This window comes from Tabrizicola caldifontis, from assembly GCF_004762095.1.
Classification (GTDB): domain Bacteria; phylum Pseudomonadota; class Alphaproteobacteria; order Rhodobacterales; family Rhodobacteraceae; genus Tabrizicola; species Tabrizicola caldifontis.
Window position 1 is genome coordinate 74,861 of the sequence record NZ_SIJH01000016.1, and the last position, 20,150, is coordinate 95,010.

17 protein-coding genes are annotated in these 20,150 nt (G+C 66.3%); 14 read left to right on the top strand and 3 right to left on the bottom strand.

From position 1 onward, the window contains the following. Positions 1–160 precede the first annotated feature (160 nt). Positions 161–2,233 (top strand): exonuclease domain-containing protein, encoded by a 2,073-nt coding sequence (locus EYB42_RS14355; RefSeq protein ID WP_135450813.1) that lies wholly within the window; start codon positions 161–163, stop codon positions 2,231–2,233. Positions 2,234–2,298: 65 nt separating this feature from the next. On the opposite strand, the gene truA is transcribed toward EYB42_RS14355, so the two are convergent. Both truA and EYB42_RS14365 read right to left on the bottom strand, forming a co-directional pair. Continuing rightward, a complete protein-coding gene (gene truA / locus EYB42_RS14360; RefSeq protein ID WP_135450814.1) occupies positions 2,299–3,072 on the bottom strand; it encodes a tRNA pseudouridine(38-40) synthase TruA in 774 nt (257 codons plus the stop codon). Positions 3,073–3,140: 68 nt separating this feature from the next. Beyond that, positions 3,141–3,935: a DODA-type extradiol aromatic ring-opening family dioxygenase gene (locus tag EYB42_RS14365; RefSeq protein ID WP_135450815.1), complete on the bottom strand. Its 795-nt coding sequence runs from the start codon at positions 3,933–3,935 to the stop codon at positions 3,141–3,143. Between the two features lie 267 nt (positions 3,936–4,202). Between EYB42_RS14365 and EYB42_RS14370 the strand changes: the two genes are divergently transcribed. The 3 genes from EYB42_RS14370 (at position 4,203) to EYB42_RS14380 (ending at position 8,022) form a co-directional block, all read left to right on the top strand. Continuing rightward, complete coding sequence (locus EYB42_RS14370) at positions 4,203–4,988, top strand: transporter substrate-binding domain-containing protein (RefSeq protein WP_135450816.1); 786 nt, start codon at positions 4,203–4,205, stop codon at positions 4,986–4,988. 39 nt (positions 4,989–5,027) lie between these two features. Beyond that, on the top strand, positions 5,028–5,831 hold the full coding sequence (locus EYB42_RS14375) for an amino acid ABC transporter permease (protein ID WP_135450817.1): 804 nt from the start codon (positions 5,028–5,030) through the stop codon (positions 5,829–5,831). A 181-nt stretch (positions 5,832–6,012) separates the two neighbouring features. Then, positions 6,013–8,022 carry a M3 family metallopeptidase gene (locus EYB42_RS14380; protein WP_135450818.1) on the top strand — a complete coding sequence of 670 codons (2,010 nt, stop codon included), beginning with the start codon at positions 6,013–6,015 and terminating at the stop codon, positions 8,020–8,022. Between the two features lie 102 nt (positions 8,023–8,124). Here EYB42_RS14380 and EYB42_RS14385 read toward each other — a convergent pair whose 3' ends face one another. Then, complete coding sequence (locus EYB42_RS14385) at positions 8,125–9,090, bottom strand: GlxA family transcriptional regulator (protein WP_135450819.1); 966 nt, start codon at positions 9,088–9,090, stop codon at positions 8,125–8,127. A 72-nt stretch (positions 9,091–9,162) separates the two neighbouring features. Between EYB42_RS14385 and EYB42_RS14390 the strand changes: the two genes are divergently transcribed. The 10 genes from EYB42_RS14390 to EYB42_RS14435 all read left to right on the top strand — a co-directional run. Continuing rightward, positions 9,163–10,077, top strand: a complete 915-nt coding sequence (locus EYB42_RS14390) for a BKACE family enzyme (protein WP_135450820.1) — start codon at positions 9,163–9,165, stop codon at positions 10,075–10,077. Positions 10,078–10,237: 160 nt separating this feature from the next. Next, positions 10,238–11,713, top strand: coding sequence for a carnitine 3-dehydrogenase (locus EYB42_RS14395; RefSeq protein ID WP_135450821.1), 1,476 nt, complete (start codon positions 10,238–10,240; stop codon positions 11,711–11,713). Next, complete coding sequence (locus EYB42_RS14400) at positions 11,710–12,465, top strand: SDR family oxidoreductase (RefSeq protein ID WP_135450822.1); 756 nt, start codon at positions 11,710–11,712, stop codon at positions 12,463–12,465. Before EYB42_RS14395 ends, EYB42_RS14400 begins: the two co-directional genes overlap by 4 nt. A gap of 7 nt (positions 12,466–12,472) precedes the next feature. Then, positions 12,473–13,636, top strand: a complete 1,164-nt coding sequence (locus EYB42_RS14405; protein WP_135450823.1) for an acyl-CoA dehydrogenase family protein — start codon at positions 12,473–12,475, stop codon at positions 13,634–13,636. A gap of 263 nt (positions 13,637–13,899) precedes the next feature. Beyond that, positions 13,900–15,888 (top strand): acetate--CoA ligase family protein, encoded by a 1,989-nt coding sequence (locus tag EYB42_RS14410; RefSeq protein ID WP_135450824.1) that lies wholly within the window; start codon positions 13,900–13,902, stop codon positions 15,886–15,888. Then, positions 15,885–16,682 carry a carnitinyl-CoA dehydratase gene (locus EYB42_RS14415; RefSeq protein WP_135450825.1) on the top strand — a complete coding sequence of 266 codons (798 nt, stop codon included), beginning with the start codon at positions 15,885–15,887 and terminating at the stop codon, positions 16,680–16,682. Before EYB42_RS14410 ends, EYB42_RS14415 begins: the two co-directional genes overlap by 4 nt. A gap of 270 nt (positions 16,683–16,952) precedes the next feature. Further along, positions 16,953–17,324: a 30S ribosomal protein S12 gene (rpsL, locus tag EYB42_RS14420; RefSeq protein ID WP_125325006.1), complete on the top strand. Its 372-nt coding sequence runs from the start codon at positions 16,953–16,955 to the stop codon at positions 17,322–17,324. Positions 17,325–17,335: 11 nt separating this feature from the next. Further along, positions 17,336–17,806 carry a 30S ribosomal protein S7 gene (gene rpsG / locus EYB42_RS14425; protein ID WP_135450826.1) on the top strand — a complete coding sequence of 157 codons (471 nt, stop codon included), beginning with the start codon at positions 17,336–17,338 and terminating at the stop codon, positions 17,804–17,806. Between the two features lie 12 nt (positions 17,807–17,818). Further along, positions 17,819–19,936, top strand: coding sequence for an elongation factor G (gene fusA, locus EYB42_RS14430; protein ID WP_135450827.1), 2,118 nt, complete (start codon positions 17,819–17,821; stop codon positions 19,934–19,936). Positions 19,937–20,023: 87 nt separating this feature from the next. Next, a partial coding sequence (locus EYB42_RS14435; RefSeq protein ID WP_231555447.1) for a GTP-binding protein occupies positions 20,024–20,150 on the top strand: 127 nt, incomplete at its 3' end.

Sequence of the window (20,150 nt, forward strand, 5' to 3'; positions counted from 1 at the left end):
GAGGGAGCGGGGTCTTGACGCCCGCACCCCGGGCCCAACGCCTCCGACCGGGCGCGCCCCACCTTCGACATGGTGCCCCCCGCCTCCCGCCCTTCTCCACGGGGGGCAGGGGGGGAGCGGCAGCGGCCCTGTTGCGTCCGTGGCCAGCCGGGGGCTCATCATGCTGACGCGTCTCAGCCTGCGCCTGCGCATCTTTCTGATCTTCGCCGGTCTTGCCGGGGCGATCGTTGTCGCTACCACCCTCGGCCTCTGGCTGGGTTACAGCCGGCTGGGTGAACCGGGCGCGCTGCAGGGCTTCGTGCAGGCCGGGGTGCTGGCTGGTTTCGCGGCACTGGGGCTGGTGGCCTGGGTCTGGTATCTGTTCGACCTGCATGTGGCCAAACCCATCGAGACGCTCGCAGGTGCCTTGCGCGCCCGTGCCCATTCCGACGTGACGGCCGAGATGGACGCAGCCATCGCCCGCTATCTGGGCGATCTGGCCCCCGCCGCCCAGGCCGCCGCCCAAAGCCTGGCCGAGACGCGCAGCGCGCTGGCCGAGGCGGTGGCGCGCGAGACCCTACGGCTGGGGTCAGAGAAGGCCCGGCTGGAGGCGCTGCTGTCGGACGTGCCGGTTGGGGTGATCCTGTGTTCGGCCGACCATGCGCTGGTGTTCTACAATGGCCCGGCCGCCGACATCATCGGCACCGGACGGGCGGGGGGGCTTGAGGCGGGGCTCGACCGCAAGCTTTTCGACTACATTCATGCCGCGCCGCTGCGCCATGCACATGAGCGGCTCATGGCCACAGGCGACCCCGACGCGGTGTCGGACCTTCTTTGCACCACCACCGCAGGTGCCAGGGTGCTGGCCGCGCGGATGCGGCTTCTGGGCGAAGGCGGGGACGGCGGCTATGTGCTGACCCTGCGCGACATTACTGCCGACATGGCCGCTGATGCCCGGCGCGAAGCGATGCTTGAGGGCGCGCTCGACAGCCTGCGCCGCCCGGCCGCCGCGCTGTCCACCATCGTCGGCGTGATGCCCGAGGATGCGCTGCCCGCGCCGATGCAAGCCGCGCTGCGGGAAGAGGTCGCGCGGCTGGCGCAGGCCGTTACCCGGTTTGGCGCCGCGCGGGAGGAGGGTCAGGCCGAGGCCGCCGCCCTGCCGCAGACCCGCGCCTCGGACCTGGCGGAAGGGCTGGTCGCGCGCCTGGCCACGCAGGGGCTGATCGTGACGGTCGAGACGGCCGACCTGATCCTGCGCTGCAACGGCTATGAGATCATCACGGTGCTTGAGCATCTGGCCCGGCACCTGGCTGACCGCGCGGTGGGCCGGCTGCACCTTTCCATCGAGGAAGAGGACAGCGGCGCGACCATCCGCCTGTCCTGGACCGGCCCCCGGATCGGCGTGGGCGAGCTGGACAGCTGGCTGGCCCTGCCCCTGTCAGAGGAAACCGCCGAACGCCCGGCGCGCGCGGTCCTGTCGGCTCATGCCACCGAGATCTGGCCCGAGACGGCGGCAGACGGCCGTCACGCGCTTTGTCTGCCGATCCGCCAGGCCCGTCGCGCGGTTGCCCGCCCGAAGCCCGTGGTGCGCAAGGTGATCTATGACTTCGATCTCCTATCCCCCGCGCGCACCGATGCGCTGGCCGATCGTCGGCTGGACCGGCTGACCTATGTCGTCTTCGACAGCGAGACGACAGGCCTCAACCCCCGTCAGGGCGACGAGATCGTGCAGCTGGCAGCCGTGCGCATCGTCAACGGCCGCCGGGTCGAGGGCGAGGTCTTCGACACGCTTGTCAATCCGGGCCGGCCGATACCTGCGGTCTCGACCGCGGTGCATGGCATCACCGATGCGATGGTTGCCGATGCGCCGCGAGTGGAAGATGTAGTGCGCCGGTTTCACAAGTTCGCTGAAGGCGCGGTGCTGATCGCGCACAATGCGCCCTTCGACATGGAATTCCTCCGCCGGCAGGAGGGGACGCTGGGCCTGCGCTTCGACATGCCGGTGCTGGACACGGTGCTTCTGTCGGCGGTGGTCTATGGCCAGCACGAGGTGCACAGCCTCGACGCGCTGGCGCACCGGCTGGGCATCGCCATCCCGGAAGAGGCGCGCCATACCGCGCTGGGCGACACGATCGCCACGGCCGATGCCTTCCTGAAGCTTCTGCCCATGCTGGCGGGCCGGGGTCTGGCTACGTTCGGCGCGGTCCTGACCGAGGTTCGCAAGCATGGCCGGCTGCTGAAGGACCTTAACTGAGCCTTCCTGTTCGACTTCGTCTGCTCATAAGGGCACCCTCGTGAGGGGGGATGCAGTCCCGAGCCTTACCCGGCGAAGGGATCGACCGGATAGCACACCCCCACCAGATACAGGCCCTGCGGCGGCGCCACGGGTCCGCAGGCCGCGCGGTCTCGCGCCTGAAGCGCAGCGCGCACATCGGCAGGGGACCAGGCGCCCGTGCCGACCCGTTCCAGCGTTCCGACGATCGAGCGGACCTGATTGTGCAGGAAGGACCGTGCGGCAAGATCGAAGCGGTATTCAATGCCGCCGGGATAGGGGTGTTCGGTAATGTCGATCCTGTCCAGCGTCTTCACCGGGCTTTTCGCCTGGCAAAGCGTTGAGCGGAAGGTGGTGAAATCATGATGCCCCACCAATTCCGCCGCGCCGGCCCGCATCGCCTGCAGATCCAGACGGTTCAGCACCTGCCAGACCAGGCCCCGGTCATGGGTCACCGGCGCACGGCGCGCGACCAGACGGAAGGCATAGCGCCGCCCGGTGGCCGAGAAGCGGGCATGAAAGTCATCCGGAACGCGCGCGCAGGCGGTGATCGCCACCGAGGCGGGCCGAAGGTGCGCGTTCAGCGCCTCGGATAGCCGGAAAGGATCCCAGTCTCGGCGCAGGTCGGCATGGGCGACCTGCGCCGTGGCATGCACACCGGCGTCGGTCCGCCCGGCGGCAGCGATGCTGTGCGGGCCGGGCTCCAGCTTGGCCAGGGCCTGCTCGATGGCGTCCTGAACCGAGGGCAGGCCGCCGGCCTGGCGCTGCCAGCCCGCGAAGGGGCCGCCGTGATAGTCGATACGAAGGGCATAGCGTGGCATGCGCCCCACCTATACCGGATGGCGTGCCATGTGAATGCGCCTCGACGGCCTGCGGCCGGGCCCCCGCGTCAGCCGATCCGGTAGCTTGACGCAGTGACGCCGCCAAACAGGTCGGTGTCGTGATAGACCATGGTGGCCGGCTCGTCCTCGGCCGCGCCAAGGGCGGCAAAGAGGGGAACGAAGTGATCTTCCTGCTTGTGGCAGACGCGGGCATAGGGCGCGCTTTCCCAATGCAGAAGCCGGTCCGTGCGCTCTGCGGGCGGGGCGGCCATGGTTTCGGCCAGCCATGCATCGAAGGCTTCGGAGGGTTCCTTCGCGCCGGGGCCGAACAGGCGCAGGTTGTGGTAGGACAGGCCAGAGCTGATGATCAGCACACCCTCGTCGCGCAGCGGGGCGAGGGCGCGGCCAAGAGCGAAGTGCTCTTGCGGGTTGTAGCCCTTGCGCAGCGAGACCTGGAACAGTGGCGTGCTGGCATCGGGATACATCACATAGGCAGGCACGAAGGTGCCATGGTCGAAGCCCTGCTTGTCGTCCAGCCGAACCGGCAGGCCGGCGGCGCCGATCAGTTCGGCTGCGCGACGGGCAAGGCCGGGGGCACCGGGGGCAGGGTAGGTGATCTGGAAGGTATGAGGCGGAAAACCGTGGTAATCATAGACCATCGGCGGCCTGGGCGAGGACATGACGGCAAAGCCATCGTCCTCCCAATGCCCAGAGATCATGAGGATCGCCCTCGGCGGTTGCGGCAGATCCTTGACCATCCGGACAAACGAGGCCTCGAGGTTCGCGAACATCGCCCGCCAGTCGGGCATCCACGGCCACGGGCCGCCGCCGTGGCTGATGAAATAGGTGGGCATGCGGGTCATGTCAGGCTCCGTCCTTCGGGTGTATCCAAGATGCCATCCTGTGACCCTTCGCGCAATTAGGCATAAATAACGTATTGAAGTGCAATTATGCACAATACTTTTCTGTCGCAGGCCGGCTGCAGTACGGGATCTGGCGCTGTTGCCGAAGGATCGGGCAGCGACATGATTCGTCCCATTCGTTCCGGCCCCGGGCCAGGCGGGCCCGCTTGCATCGGCGGGGCGGAATGGCATAGTCGGCCCCTGACCATTCAGCCGGGAGCATGACCGATGAAATCCACCCTCGCCGCCCTTCTGGGCCTCAGCCTTCTTGCCGCGCCCGCCCTTGCGCAGGATCTGCCCGATCTGGGCGGCCGCGAGGTCGTGGTGGTGACGGAAAACGCCTATCCGCCGCTGCAGTTCCTCGACAAGTCGGGTGCCGCCGTGGGCTGGGAATACGACGCGATGGCGGAAATCGCCAAGCGGCTGAACATCACCGTGAAATACGAGAACATCAGCTGGGACGCGATGATCCCGGCAGTGTCGGAAGGCCAGTACGACATGGGGATGACCGGGATCACCATCCGCGACGACCGCAAGGAGCAGGTTGATTTCTCGGACAGCTACATGACCAGCGAGATGGTGATGATGGTGCGCGGGGATGAGGAGCGCTTTTCCGATGCGGCATCGTTCGCGGCCAATCCCGACCTGCTGATGGCGGCGCAACCCGGTACGACGCCCTTCTATGTCGGGGTCTATGATGTGCTGGACGGGAACGAGGCAAACCCGCGGATCAAGCTGTTCGAGACCTTCGGCGCGGGGGTCGAGGCGCTGAAGGCGGGCGACGTCGATCTGGTGTTGACCGATGGCACCTCGGGCCAGGGCTATGTCGACGCGTCGAACGGCGGGCTGAAGATCGTGGGCGAGAAGCTGGGGACCGAGGATTTCGGCTTCATCTTCCCCAAGGGCAGCGACCTGGTCGCGCCGATGAACGCGGCGATTGCCAGCATGAAGGCGGATGGCACGATCGACGCGCTGAACAAGAAGTGGTTCCTCGAATACAAGATGGCCGAGTAAGGGCCGCCGGTCCGGGCCGTTCGGCCCGGGCCCTCTAGCATGACGCCCAATCCCAAGCCTGATGCCGACTTTCCCTGGTGGCTGGTGATCGTCGCGATCACCGGCCTGTGGCTGTTCTACGAGGTGCTGGCGGACGACGTCTATTCGGCGTCTCTGGCCGTCCTGGCCAAGGGAATCTGGATCACCGTGATCGTCACGCTGGTCGCCTATTTCGGGGCCTGCCTTCTTGGCCTTGGACTCGCGCTGGCGGGGCTGTCGCGCTGGGTCGTGCTGCGGCAGGTGGCGCGGCTGTATATCGAGGTGATGCGGGGCATCCCGATCATCGTGCTGCTTCTTTATGTTGCGTTCGTTCTGGCGCCCGCGCTGGTAACGGCCTGGAACTGGGCGTTCGTGCCGCTCGGGTTCGAGGAGGTGCGGGGGCGGGACTTTCCGCTGCTCTGGCGGGCGGTCATCGCGCTGATGCTGGCCTATTCGGCCTTTCTTGCCGAGATCTTCCGGGCAGGGCTGCAGGCAGTGGACAAGGGCCAGATCGAGGCGGCAAAGTCGCTGGGCCTGAACGGATGGCAGCGGTTCCGCCACATCGTCTTTCCGCAGGCCTTCCGCATGGTGCTGCCGCCGCTCGGCAACGATTTCGTGGCCATGGTGAAGGATTCTTCGCTGGTCAGCGTGCTGGGGGTAACGGATATCACCCAGCTGGCCAAGGTCACGGCGGCCGGCAATTTCCGCTATTTCGAGACCTACAACGTCGCGGCGCTGTTGTATCTGACGATGACAATCGGTCTTTCGCTGCTGCTGCGCCGGCTGGAGGCGCGGCTGCGCGGGCATGAGGCGCGGCAGCCTTAGTGAGCGGCCTTGTGGCCGCATGCCATTTGTCTCGTCGTGGGGCCTGCGCCCTCCTCCTCGGTTGCCGGGGGCGCTTCGGCCCCCGGACCTTTCCGAGAGTATTTGCGCAATAGCAATCCGGGGTTGCGGGGTGGACCTTGGCGAGACGGGGGCCTAGCTTCCGTCGAAAAGGAGATCTGCGATGAACGTGCTTCTGGACCGCTGGGATACCCCGTTCGGCCTGCCACCATTTGCGGCCATCCGGGACGAGGATTTCGGACCGGCCTTCGACGAGGCGTTGGCGCGGGCGCGGGCAACCATTGCAGCGATTGCCGAGGGGCCGGGCACTTCCTTTGCCGAGGTGATCGAGGCGCTGGAACTGGCGGAGGGCGATCTCGATCGGGTGGCGGGGGTGTTCTACAACCTGGCGGGTGCGGACAGCAACGATGCTCGCGAGGCACTGATGCGCGATCTGGCGCCGAAGATGTCTGCCTTCTCGTCCGAGGTTACCAACAACAAGGCGCTCTGGGCCAAGATCGAAGCATTGTGGCAGGGGCGCGATGGTCTGGATCTGACGGCAGAGCAGGCGCGGGTACTGGAGCTGTATCGGCGGATGTTCCTGCGGTCGGGCGCGGCGCTGGAGGGGGCGGCGGCCAAGCGGCTGACCGAGGTCAAGGCGCGGCTTGCGGTGCTTGGGACACAATTCGCGCAGAACCTGCTGGCCGAGGAGCGGGGCTGGCACATGGAGCTGGCCGAGGCCGATCTGGCCGCCTTGCCGGCCTTCGTGCAGGATGCTGCTCGGGCGGCGGGGGCCGAGCGGGGCCTTGGCCCGGTGGTGACGCTGAACCGCAGCCTGATCGTGCCGTTCCTGCAGTTCTCGCCCAACCGCGCGTTGCGCGAACGGGCCTACCATGCGTGGGTGGCGCGCGGGGCGAACGGCGGCGAAACGGACAACCGGGCGATTGCAGCGGAAATCCTGGCCTTGCGGGCAGAGCGCGCGCAGCTTCTGGGCTATCCCGACTTCGCGGCCTTCAAGCTGGAACCGGAGATGGCGAAGACCCCCGATACGGTGCGCGAACTGTTGCTGCGGGTCTGGCAGCCGGCGCGGGCCAGGGCGCTGGCGGATGCGGCTGTGCTGGAAGCGATGCTGCATGCCGACGGGTTCACCGGGCCGCTGGAACCCTGGGACTGGCACTATTACAGCGAGAAACGGCGGAAGGCAGAGCATGACCTGGATGAGGCGGCGCTGAAGCCCTACCTGTCGCTGGAGGCGATGCTGCGGGCGATGTTCGACTGCGCGACGCGGCTGTTCGGGCTGGAGTTCCGCGAGATCGAGGGGCCATTCTATCACCCCGATGTGCGCGGCTGGGAGGTCACGCGCGATGGCCGCCATGTCGCGGTCTTCTTGGGGGATTACTTTGCCAGGGGATCGAAACGCTCGGGCGCCTGGTGTTCGGCGATGCGGTCGCAAAGGAAGCTTGGGGGCGATCAGCGGCCGATCGTGGTGAACGTCTGCAACTTCGCCAGGGGCGAGCCGGCCTTGCTGTCCTGGGACGATGCGCGGACGCTGTTCCATGAATTCGGCCATGCGCTGCACCAGATGTTGTCGGACGTGACCTACGGCTTCATCAGCGGGACATCCGTGGCGCGCGACTTCGTCGAACTGCCGAGCCAGCTTTACGAACACTGGCTGGAGGTGCCGCAGGTGCTGGAGGCCCATGCGCGGCACCATGAGACCGGCGAGCCGATGCCCGCCGAAATGTTGAAGCGGCTTCTGGACGCGGTCACCTATGACCAGGGCTTTGCCACGGTGGAATTCGTGGCTTCGGCCATGGTGGACCTCGAGTTCCACACCGGCCAGCCGCCCGCCGACCCGATGCAGCGCCAGGCCGAGGTGCTGGAGGCGCTGGGCATGCCGCGCGCGATCCGCATGCGCCATGCGACACCGCATTTCGCGCATGTGTTCAGCGGCGACGGCTATTCCGCCGGCTATTACAGCTACATGTGGTCGGAGGTGATGGATGCCGATGCCTTCGCGGCCTTCGAGGAGGCGGGCGATCCCTTCGACCCCGCAACCGCGGCGCGGCTGGAGCGGTATATCCTGTCGGCGGGCGGGTCCGAAGAGGCCGAGGCGCTTTATCTGAAGTTCCGCGGCAGGATGCCGGGGGTCGAGGCGCTCTTGAAGGGGCGGGGTCTTCTGGACGCGGCCTGAAGGGGCATCCGACGGTGCCCGGGCCCCCGCAACCCGGCGATGAGTTCAATGCAGCCTTGACCCCCGGGTGGACGGCTGCGTCGCCCGGGACGTGCTGACGCTTCAGATCTGGCGCCTCAGGGCGCCGGGTGGCTGGCCGAACCGTGCGCGTAAGGCGCGGGACAGGGTCGAGGGGCTGGAAAAGCCTGTGCGCAGCGCGACCTCTGCCAAGGGGTGCCGCGTATCGGTCAGCATCCGACGGGCGGCCTGCAGGCGCAGATCAAGTGCATGGGCCGCGGGCGTCGTGCCCAGGCTTGCCCGGAACAGGCCTTCCAGGCGGCGTGGCGAAACGCCGACCGCGCGGGCCGTGGCCGAGGCAGGTTCGGGCGCGTCGATCCGCGCCTCCATCCGCGCAAGCGCCGCAGCCACGCGGGGATCGAGGTCGGGATCGGGGCCCCGACCGATCTGCGGTTCAGACCCCTTGCGCACTGTTGCCAGAAAGCTGGCCGCAACCTGCCGTGCCAGCGCCGCGCCGTGGCGGGCGCGGATCAGATGCAGCATGAAGTCCGCAGCCGGTGCGGCACCGGAAATCGTCACCCGGTTACGGTCGATCACGAAACGGTCGGGAACCACGTCGATTTCGGGATGGGCCGCGGCGAGATCCTCCAGATCCTCCCAGTGGACCGTGGCGCGGTATCCGTCAAGAAGCCCCGCCCTGGCCAGCACCCTGGGGGCAGCATCGATGCCGCCGACCAGCCGAAAGCGCGGTGCGATCCGTCGCAGTTCGCTGATCAGCGGGCGGGTGGCCACCTCGTTCAGCCGGTATCCCGCAATAACGATCAATGCCTCGGCCCCGGCGGCATGCGCGAGGGGGCCGGAGGAGGGCAGTTCTAGCCCGCATGTCAGCGGCGCGGGACGGCCGTCCGGGGTGACGACACGCCAGCGATAGGCTTCGTTGCCGAGATGGCGATTGGCGTTGCGCAGCGGGTCGAGGGCACTGGCAACCTCCAGGATCGAGGCTTGCGGCAGCACGAACAGCGCTATCGTCAGGCTCTGGTCCGAAGGCAGAAAGATAGCGTTTTCCGTCATGAATATTTCGTAATACGCAAAGCGTGGGCTGGCAAGGCGGCTATGGTGTCGCCAACCTTTTGGGAGAAAGCCATGCCGCTGACCATGAATCGTGAGGTCTTCATCACCTGTGCCGTGACCGGATCGGGCGGAACGCAGGACCGCAGCCCGCATGTGCCGCGCAGCCCGAAGCAGATTGCCGAAAGTGCCATCGCAGCGGCCAGGGCGGGGGCTGCTGTGGTGCATTGCCACGTCCGCGACCCGGAAACCGGCAAGCCCAGCCGCAAGCTGGAATACTACCGCGAAGTGACCGAGCGCATCCGCGACAGCGACACGGATGTGGTACTGAACCTGACCGCGGGCATGGGCGGCGACATGTATTTTGACGGCACCGAGGCCATGACCCGGATGGCCGACAAGTCCGACATGTGCGGCGCGGAAGAGCGCGTGGCCCATGTCGTGGAATGCCGGCCCGAGATCTGCACGCTGGACTGCGGCACGATGAACTTCAACGAGGCCGACTATGTGATGGTCAACACGCCCGGCATGCTGCGCGACATGGCCCGGCGGATGACGGCCGCAGGCGCGCGGATCGAGATCGAGGCCTTCGACACTGGCCATCTGTGGCTGGCCAAGGAACTGGTGAAGGAAGGTGTGATCCCCGAGCCGGTGCTGGTACAGCTTTGCATGGGTGTGCCGTGGGGCGCGCCGGATGACCTGAATACCTTCATGGCGATGGTGAACAACGTTCCGCAGGGCTGGCACTGGTCGGCCTTTTCGTTGGGACGGCATCAGATGCCCTATGTTGCCGCGGCCGTGCTTGCAGGGGGCAATGTGCGGGTGGGGCTGGAAGACAACCTGTGGCTGGAAAAGGGGGTGCTGGCCACCAATGCCCAGCTGGTAGAACGTGCGGCTAACATCATCGAGAACCTTGGCGCGCGGGTCATCACCCCGGCCGAGGTGCGGGCGCGGCTGAAGCTGGAAAAGCGCGCACCGCTGGCAAGGTAGCCGCGAAACCGATCGCGGATCGGCCCCCCTCCCTTTCCCTCTTCGACGCGGGGGCGAGCGCGGAGCGGGTGCCCACGGCCTGCCATCGGAAGGTAAGAACTGCCCTTCCCCGCTTGCCGGGGATGGGCCGGGATGGGGGAACCGCAATGGGACGGGACACATGGCGCGCAAGGTAGCGATCATCGGTGGCGGGGTCATCGGCGGCGGCTGGGCCGCGCGGTTCCTGCTGAATGGCTGGGACGTCGGGGTGTTCGATCCCGATCCCGAGGCAGAGCGCAAGATCGCCGCGGTGTTGTCGAACGCGCGGGCGGCCCTGCCCGCGCTGTCGGATGTCCCGATGCCACCCGAAGGCAAGCTCAGCTTCCACGGCACCATCGGCGAGGCGGTCGAAGGGGCGGAGTATGTGCAGGAATCGGTCAGCGAGCGGATCGAACTTAAGCACAAGGTATATGCCCAGCTGCAACAGGCTAATCCCGGCGTCCTGATCGGATCGTCGACCAGCGGGTTCAAGGCAAGCGACCTGCAGAAGGGTTCTCCTGCGCCCGAAAACATCATCGTCGCGCATCCGTTCAACCCGGTCTATCTGCTGCCGTTGTCGGAAGTCTCGGGTAGCCCGGCGAACCCGCCCGAGGTGGTCGATCGCACCGTGCAGATCATGCGCGACATCGGGATGTTCCCGCTGGTGATCCGGCACGAGATCGACGCCTTCATCGGCAACCGGTTCCTCGAGGCGGTGTGGCGCGAGGCGCTGTGGATGCTGAAGGACGGCATAGCCACGACCGAAGAGATCGACGATGCGATCCGCATGGGTTTCGGTCTGCGCTGGGGGCAGATGGGCCTGTTCGAAACCTACCGCATCGCGGGCGGCGAGGCAGGGATGCGACATTTCATGGCCCAGTTCGGCCCGGCGCTGAAATGGCCCTGGACGAAACTCATGGACGTGCCCGAGTTCAATGGCGAACTGGTGGATCTTGTGGCCAGCCAGTCCGACGCGCAGTCCGGCATGTATGGCATCCGGGAGCTTGAACGCATCCGCGACCGCAACCTGGTGGGCTTCCTGCGCGCGCTGAAGGAGCGGAACTGGGGTGCGGGGAAGGTGCTGAAGGAACACGATGAACGCCGTGCCGCGGCCTTCCTTGCCGAGATGCAGAAGGGGTTGGACACGGGCCCGCAACCTGCGCCCCTGGTCATGTGGCAGGGGCAGGTGCTGCCGGGCTGGATCGACTACAACGGCCACATGACCGAAAGCCGCTACTATTTCTGCAATTCGGAAACTGTGGACAACTTCCTGCGGATGATCGGCGCGGGCATGGACTATGTAGCTGCCGGTCACAGCTACTATTCCGCCGAAACCCACATCCGCCATCTGGGCGAGGCAAAGCTCGGCGACCAGCTGCGGGGAGAATTGCAGATCATCGGCGCCGACGAGAAGCGCTTCCGCAGCTTCGTGCGGATCATGAAGGGCGAGGACTGCGTGGCGACGGTCGAACAGCTGTGCCTGCATGTCGACATGCAGGCGGGCAAGACCGTGCCGGCGTCGGTCGAGGTCTGGAAGAACCTGAAGGCCATTGCCGACGCCCACGCCGCGCTGCCGATGCCGGAAGGTGCGGGCCGGGCGGTCGGGCAGAAGAAGTGAACCGCCGGGTCCTCATCACCGCGGGCGCGAACGGAATCGGGCTGGTCATGGCCCGGGCCTTCGCCGCGCTGGGCGACCGGGTCCGGGTGACGGATGTGGACGAGGCCGCAGTGGCCGCACTGCCGGCGGGGATCCGGGGCACGGTCTGCGATGCGGCCAGCGAGGCGGCGATAGACCTCCTCTTTGCGGACATTGCGCAGGAGTGGGGCGGCCTCGACATCGCTGTCGCCAATGCCGGGATCAAGGGTCCGACCGCCGCCATCGAGGAAATGCCGCTGGAAGGCTGGCACCAGTGCCTCGGGGTGAACCTGGACGGGGCGATGCTGCTTGCGCGCGGCGCGGCGCGGCTGATGAAACCGGCACGGCAGGGGGTCATCATCTTCATCTCCTCGACCTCGGGCCTTTACGGCACCCCGTTCCGTGCACCCTATGTGGCGGCGAAATGGGGGGTCATCGGGCTGATGAAGACCGTGGCGATGGAACTTGGGCCGCACGGCATTCGCGCCAACGCGATCTGTCCGGGTTCGGTGAACGGCCCCCGGATCGACCGGGTGATCGAGGCGGAAGCGGCGGCCAAGGGAATGACCCCGCAAGCGGTGCGGCAGGGCTATGCCTCGGGCACGGCGATGAAGCGGCTGACCGAGGCTCAGGATGTGGCCGATATGGCGGTCTTTCTGGCGTCCGATGGCGCGCGCATGGTTACAGGACAGGCGCTGGCGGTGGACGGCATGACCTACAACGTGGACCCGTGAGGACAACATGGATTTCGGACTGACCGAAGAACAAGCGATGATCGTCGCCACGACGCGGGCCTTTGTCGAGGCAGAGCTGTATCCGCACGAGCAGATGGTCGAACGCACCGGCCACCTTCCCCTGGAGCTGATCCGCGAGATCCAGCAGAAGGCGATCGCCGCCGGGCTTTACGCCGCCAACATGCCGGTCGAGGTCGGCGGGGCGGGGCTGGATACGCTGTCCTGGCTTCTATACGAAAAGGAACTGGGTCGGGCCAACTATGCCCTGCACTGGACCTGCGTCGCGCGGCCCTCGAACATCCTTCTGGCCGGCAACGCCGAACAGCGCGAGCGGTATCTGATGCCCTGCATCCGGGGCGAGACGTGGGATTGCCTGGCGATGACCGAACCCGGCGCAGGGTCGGACCTGCGGGGGATGAAGGCATCGGCCCGGCGGGAGGGCGGCGACTGGGTGTTGAACGGCACCAAGCATTTCATCAGCCATGCCGATCTGGCCGGCTTCGCCATCGTCTTCATGGCCAGCGGCGAGGAACAGACCCCGCGGGGCCCGAAGAAGCTGATCACCGCCTTCTTCGTGGACAAGGGCACCCCCGGGTTCACCGTGCGCGAGGGCTATCGCAACGTCAGCCATCGCGGCTACACCAATTCGGTGCTGGAGTTCGACGATTGCCGGGTGCCGGCTGAAAACGTGCTGGGCGAGGTCCACAAGGGGTTCGAGGTGGCCAATTCCTGGTTGGGCGCGACGCGGCTGCAGGTGGCCTCTACCTGTCTGGGCAGGGCAGAGCGGGCGCTGGCCCTTGCGATTTCCTATGCGGCCGAGCGGAAGCAGTTCGGCCAGCAGATCGGCAAGTTCCAGGGGATCAGCTTCAAGCTTGCGGACATGGCGATGGAGCTGAAGGCGGCCGAGTTGCTGACGCGCGAGGCGGCCTGGAAGTACGACCAGGGCACGGTGACCGATGGCGACATGGCCATGGCCAAGCTGAAGGCGACCGAGGTGCTGGCGATGATCGCGGACGAGGCGATCCAGATCCATGGCGGGATGGGCCTGATGGACGAGCTGCCGCTCGAGCGCATCTGGCGCGACGCGCGGGTGGAGCGGATCTGGGAAGGCACCTCGGAGATCCAGCGCCACATCATCAGCCGCGAACTTCTGCGGGCGGTCGGGGGTTGAACGGTCGCACCGGGGGCGCTTCGCCCCCCGGACCCCCAGAGGATATTTGAGAACGGAAGAAGCAACGGAATGTTAACTTCGAATCGCCACAGTGGCGCCACGGTACAGGCGGGGACGCCGATGACCGTAACGGGAGAAGGCGCCCCGTCCGGCCTTTCCGGGCGGGGCGTTGCCATGGTCTGCCCCTTCTTCCGTTCCCAAATATCCTCGGGGGTCCGGGGGCAGACAGCCCCCGGGGCCGATGCCACAGCGCGAGGCCAGAGATGAGCCGCTTGGACCGTCTTCTGCGACCACGCCACATTGCCGTTCTGGGTGGCGGCTGGGCTGTGAACGTGATCGAGCAATGCCGCAAGATGGGCTTTCAGGGCCCGGTCTGGCCGGTGCATCCGACCCGATCCGAGATCGGAGGGCTACGGGCCTATCCCAGCCTTGCCGATCTGCCGGAACCGCCGGATGCGGCATTCATCGGGGTAAACCGCTTTGCCACTCTGGAGGTGGTCGCGGAACTGGCTGCGATGGGGGCGGGGGGCGCCATCTGTTTCGCCTCGGGCTGGACCGAGGCCGGAGAGCCTGGTCTGCAGGACCGGCTTGTCGCAGCCGCAGGCGAGATGCCGATCCTCGGGCCGAACTGCTATGGGGTGATCAACTATCTGGATGGCGCGCTTCTGTGGCCCGATCAGCATGGCGGGGTGCGCGTGGATAGGGGTGTGGCGCTGGTAAGCCAGTCCTCGAACATCGTGATCAACCTCGGCATGCAGCAGCGCGGATTGCCCGTGGCCTATGTCGCCTGTCTGGGTAATGCTGCGGTGGTGGGGCTGGCGGAACTGACCGGGGCGCTGCTGGATGATCCCAGGGTGACCGCCGTGGGGCTGTACATCGAGGGAATCGACGATGTCCCGGCCTTTGCCGAGCTGGCCGAGCGGGCACGCGCCATGGGCAAGGGCATGGTGGCGATCAAGTCCGGCAAGACCGAACTTTCCCGCAGTGCGGCCGCCTCGCATACGGCTTCACTGGCCGGCGGCGGGGCAGCTTCCAGTGCCTTCCTGCGCCAGACGGGGGTGGCGGAGGTGAATACTCCGGCCGAACTGATCGAGACGCTGAAGATCTTCCATGTGCATGGGCCGGGGCTTGGCAGGCGTCTCTGTTCGCTGTCCTGCTCGGGTGGCGAGGCAGGTCTGGTTGCCGATCTGGCTGCGCCTTTCGGGCTGGAATTTCCGCCGGTGCCGCAGCCGACGCACGACCGGCTTTTCGCCGTGCTGGGAGAGATTCCGACCATCTCGAACCCCTTGGACTACCACACCTTCATCTGGGGCGACGGGCCGAAGACGACCGAGGTCTTCAGCGCAATGCTGGAGGCTTATGACGCCGGCCTTTACATCATCGACGCGCCACGGGCGGACCGGAGTGATCCCTCGGGCTACGACCCGGCCTTCCGGGCGATTGTCGATGCCCAGAAGGCTGCGGGCAAGCCGGCCTTCCCGGTGGCATCGCTGCCCGAAAACTTCGGCGAGGCGCGTGTGCAGGCGATGATGGAGCAGGGCATCTGTCCCCTTCTGGGGATCGAGACGGCGCTTGCGGCAATTCGGGCGGCGCAGACCCCTGCGGGGCAGCCGGGATGGCGGCCCTTGGACAGCCTGCCCCAGCGCGAAACCCGGATGCTGGACGAAGCCGAGGCCAAGGCGCTTCTTGCCGCGGTGGGGGTGGCAGTGCCGAAATCCACGACGGCTGCAACGCTTGCCGGTCTCGACCTTGCGGGACTGGTGCCGCCCTTCGTGCTGAAGGGGCTTGGATTTGCGCACAAGACGGAGGCAGGCGCGGTGCGGCTGGGGCTTGCCACGCTGGAGGGGCAGGCAGAGATGCCGGGGGCGACCGGCTATCTGGTCGAGGAGATGGTGACGGGCGCGGTGGCCGAGGTGCTGCTGGGACTGCGCCGCGATCCGGTCTATGGCATCACGCTGACCCTGGGGCTGGGCGGCGTCACGGCCGAGGTGCTGGCCGATACGGTGACGCTCGTCTGGCCCGTCGGCGAGGCCGAGGTGCTGGAGGCGGCGAAGGGGTTGCGGCTCTGGCCGCTGCTCGACGGCTATCGCGGACGGCCGAGGGCGGACATGGGGGCTGTCGCGGCGCTGGCGGTGCGGCTGGGGGCGCTGATGGCAGCAGACGCGAGCCTGGAGGAAATCGAGATCAACCCGGTCATGGTGCGCGAAACCGGCGCCGTGGCGGTGGATGCGCTGGTCAGGAGGGCGACATGATGGAAATGCGGACCGAAGGGCCGATCCTAACAAGGCGCGAGGGCGCCATCCTCGAGGTCACGCTGGACCGGCCCAAGGCCAATGCAATCGACCTGAAGACCAGCCGGATCATGGGGCTGGTGTTCCGCGACTTCCGCGACGACGACAGCTTGCGCGTCTGCATCCTGCGCGCGGCGGGCGAGAAGTTCTTCTGCCCCGGCTGGGACCTGAAGGCCGCGGCCGCGGGCGATGCGGTGGACGGCGACTATGGCGTGGGCGGCTTCGGCGGCCTACAGGAGCTGCCGAACCTCAACAAGCCCGTCATCGCCGCAGTGCAGGGCATCTGTTGCGGGGGCGGGCTGGAGCTGGCGCTGTCGGCCGACCTTATCCTCTGTTCCACGAACGCCACCTTCGCGCTGCCGGAAATCCGGTCGGGCACGGTGGCGGATGCGGCCAGTATCAAGCTGCCCAAGCGCATTCCCTATCATGTGGCGATGGACCTGCTGTTGACCGGGCGCTGGTTCGACGCGGAAGAGGCGCATCGCTGGGGGCTGGTGAAGGAGATCTGCGCGCCCGAGGATCTCATGGCGAAGGCCTGGGATCTGGCGCGGCTGCTCGAATCCGGTCCCCCCCTTGTCTATGCCGCGATCAAGGAAATCGTGCGCGAGGCCGAAGACATGCGATTCCAGGACGCGCTGAACCGGATCACGAAGCGCCAGTTCGCGACGGTGGACCGACTTTATTCCAGCGAGGACCAGCTGGAAGGCGCCCGCGCCTTCGCCGAAAAGCGCGATCCGGTCTGGAAGGGGCGGTAGGCTGGCCCGGGGTGGGGTTGATGTTGACACCCCCCGCGATTCCCCCTATACGCCCGCCAACCCGAAGCCCGAGGTCTGTCCTCTGGTGCCGGGGTCAGAGCGCTTGAAGTGGTCATGATCCGGGCCTTCCGCCCCGATCCTCTGGAAGTCCACCGCGGCATCGCCGGGAACGGCGGTGGTTGCGGTTTTCGTGTTTTGCGATTCGCGCAAGACACGGTCGAGAAGCGGCGTCGGGGTGGCACCCGGCGAGTATCGAAACGAGGAACGTGAATGCCGACGATTCAACAGCTGATCCGGAAGCCCCGGGAAGCAGCGCCGCGGAAATCCAAGTCTCAGCACCTGGAGTCCTGCCCGCAGAAGCGTGGGGTCTGCACCCGCGTCTACACCACCACCCCGAAGAAGCCGAACTCGGCCATGCGGAAGGTCGCCAAGGTGCGCCTGACCAACGGGTTCGAGGTGATCAGCTACATCCCCGGCGAAAAGCACAACCTGCAGGAACACTCGGTCGTCCTGATCCGTGGCGGCCGGGTCAAGGACCTTCCGGGTGTGCGTTACCACATCCTCCGCGGCGTTCTGGATACCCAGGGCGTGAAAGAGCGTCGTCAGCGTCGTTCGAAATACGGCGCCAAGCGTCCGAAGTGAGGAGATAAGGAATGTCCCGTCGTCACGCCGCCGAAAAGCGCGAGATCCTGCCCGATGCCAAGTTTGGCGACCGGGTGGTCACCAAGTTCATGAACAACCTGATGCTCGACGGCAAGAAGTCGGTCGCTGAGCGTATCGTGTATGGCGCGCTTGATCGCGTGCAGAACCGACTGAAGCGCCCCGCCGTCGAAGCCTTCCACGAGGCGCTCGACAATGTGAAGCCTTCGGTCGAGGTCCGTTCCCGCCGTGTGGGCGGTGCGACCTATCAGGTTCCGGTCGAAGTCCGGGCCGAACGCCGTGAGGCGCTGGCGATCCGCTGGTTGATCCAGGCCGCCCGCAAGCGCAACGAGAACACGATGGAAGAGCGTCTGGCCGCCGAGCTGGCCGATGCCGTGCAGAACCGCGGCACCGCCGTGAAGAAGCGCGAAGACACCCACAAGATGGCCGACGCGAACAAGGCGTTCAGCCACTACCGCTGGTAAGGAGCGCAGATCATGGCACGCGAATATCCGCTGCACCTCTACCGCAACTTCGGGATCATGGCCCACATCGACGCGGGCAAGACCACGACGACCGAGCGGATCCTGTACTACACTGGCAAGTCCCACAAGATCGGCGAAGTCCACGACGGCGCCGCGACCATGGACTGGATGGAGCAGGAGCAGGAGCGCGGGATCACCATCACCTCGGCTGCCACCACCACCTTCTGGGAGCGCACCACCGACGGCAAGACCGCCGAGGGGCCGAAGCATCGCTTCAACATCATCGACACTCCCGGCCACGTGGACTTCACCATCGAGGTCGAACGCTCGCTTGCGGTTCTTGATGGTGCGGTGTGCCTGCTGGATGCCAACGCCGGCGTCGAGCCGCAGACCGAAACGGTCTGGCGTCAGGCCGACCGCTACAAGGTGCCGCGGATCGTGTTCGTCAACAAGATGGACAAGATCGGTGCCGACTTCTTCAAGTGCGTCCAGATGATCAAGGACCGCACCGGCGCGACCCCCGCCCCGATCGCCCTGCCGATCGGTGCCGAGGACAAGCTGGAAGGCATCATCGACCTGGTGACGATGAAGGAATGGGTCTACCAGGGTGAAGACCTGGGCGCGACCTGGGAAATCCGCGACATCCGTGACAGCCTGAAGGCCGAAGCCAACGAATGGCGCGGCAAGCTGATCGAACTTGCCGTCGAACAGGACGACGAGGCGATGATGGCTTATCTCGAAGGCCAGGAGCCGGACGTGGACACGCTGCGCAAGCTGATCCGCAAGGGCTGCCTCAGCATGTCCTTCGTGCCGGTCACCGCCGGGTCCGCGTTCAAGAACAAGGGGGTCCAGCCGGTTCTGAACTCGGTCATCGACTACCTGCCCTCGCCGCTGGATATCCCGCCCTACATGGGTTACGCCCCCGGCGACGAGACCGAGACCCGCAACATCGAGCGCAAGCCCGATGATGCCGAGCCCTTCTCGGCGCTGGCGTTCAAGATCATGAACGACCCCTTCGTCGGCACGCTGACCTTCACCCGCATCTACTCGGGCACCCTGAAGAAGGGCGACCAGATGCTGAACTCGACCAAGGGCAAGCGCGAGCGCGTGGGCCGCATGATGATGATGCATGCCGCCAACCGTGAAGAGATCGAAGAGGCTTTCGCGGGCGACATCATCGCTCTGGCCGGACTGAAGGAAACCACCACCGGCGATACGCTGTGCGATCCGAACAAGCCGCTCGTGCTGGAAACCATGACCTTCCCCGAGCCGGTGATCGAGATCGCGGTGGAGCCGAAGTCGAAGGCCGACCAGGAAAAGATGGCGCTGGCGCTGCAGCGTCTGGCGGCCGAGGATCCGTCCTTCCGCGTCGAGACCGATCTGGAATCGGGCCAGACGATCATGAAGGGCATGGGCGAACTTCACCTCGACATCCTCGTCGACCGCATGCGGCGCGAGTTCAAGGTCGAGGCGAACATCGGCGCTCCGCAGGTGGCCTACCGCGAAACCATCTCGCGGCCGACCGAGATCGACTACACCCACAAGAAGCAGACCGGCGGCACGGGCCAGTTCGCCCGCGTCAAGCTGGAGATTACCCCCACCGAACCGGGCGAGGGCTTCAGCTTCGAAAGCCGCATCGTTGGCGGCGCGGTGCCGAAGGAATACATCCCCGGCGTTGAGAAGGGCATCAAGTCGGTCATGGACTCGGGCCCGCTGGCCGGCTTCCCGGTCATCGACTTCAAGGTGGCGCTGGTGGACGGTGCCTTCCACGATGTCGACTCGAGCGTCCTTGCCTTCGAGATCGCGACCCGTGCGGCGATGCGTGAGGGCCTGAAAAAGGCCGGCGCCAAGCTTCTGGAACCGATCATGAAGGTCGAGGTGGTGACGCCGGAGGAATACACCGGCAGCGTCATCGGCGATCTGACCTCGCGGCGCGGCATGGTGACCGGGCAGGACAGCCGCGGCAACGCCAACGTGATCAACGCGATGGTCCCGCTGGCCAACATGTTCGGCTACATCAACAACCTGCGCTCGATGACCTCGGGCCGGGCGGTGTTCACGATGCTCTTCGACCACTATGACGCGGTGCCGGAGAACATTAGCCAGGAAATCCAGAAGAAATACGCATGACGGTGCGGCGGGGAGAACCCCGCCCTACCACCCCGTAGGGTGCGCACCCGCGCACCGCAACCGAGAACCGAATGAGGAGAAGCCATCATGGCGAAGGCAAAGTTTGAACGGACGAAACCGCACGTGAACATCGGGACCATTGGTCACGTTGACCATGGGAAGACGACGCTGACGGCGGCGATCACGAAGTATTTCGGTGAATTCAAGGCCTACG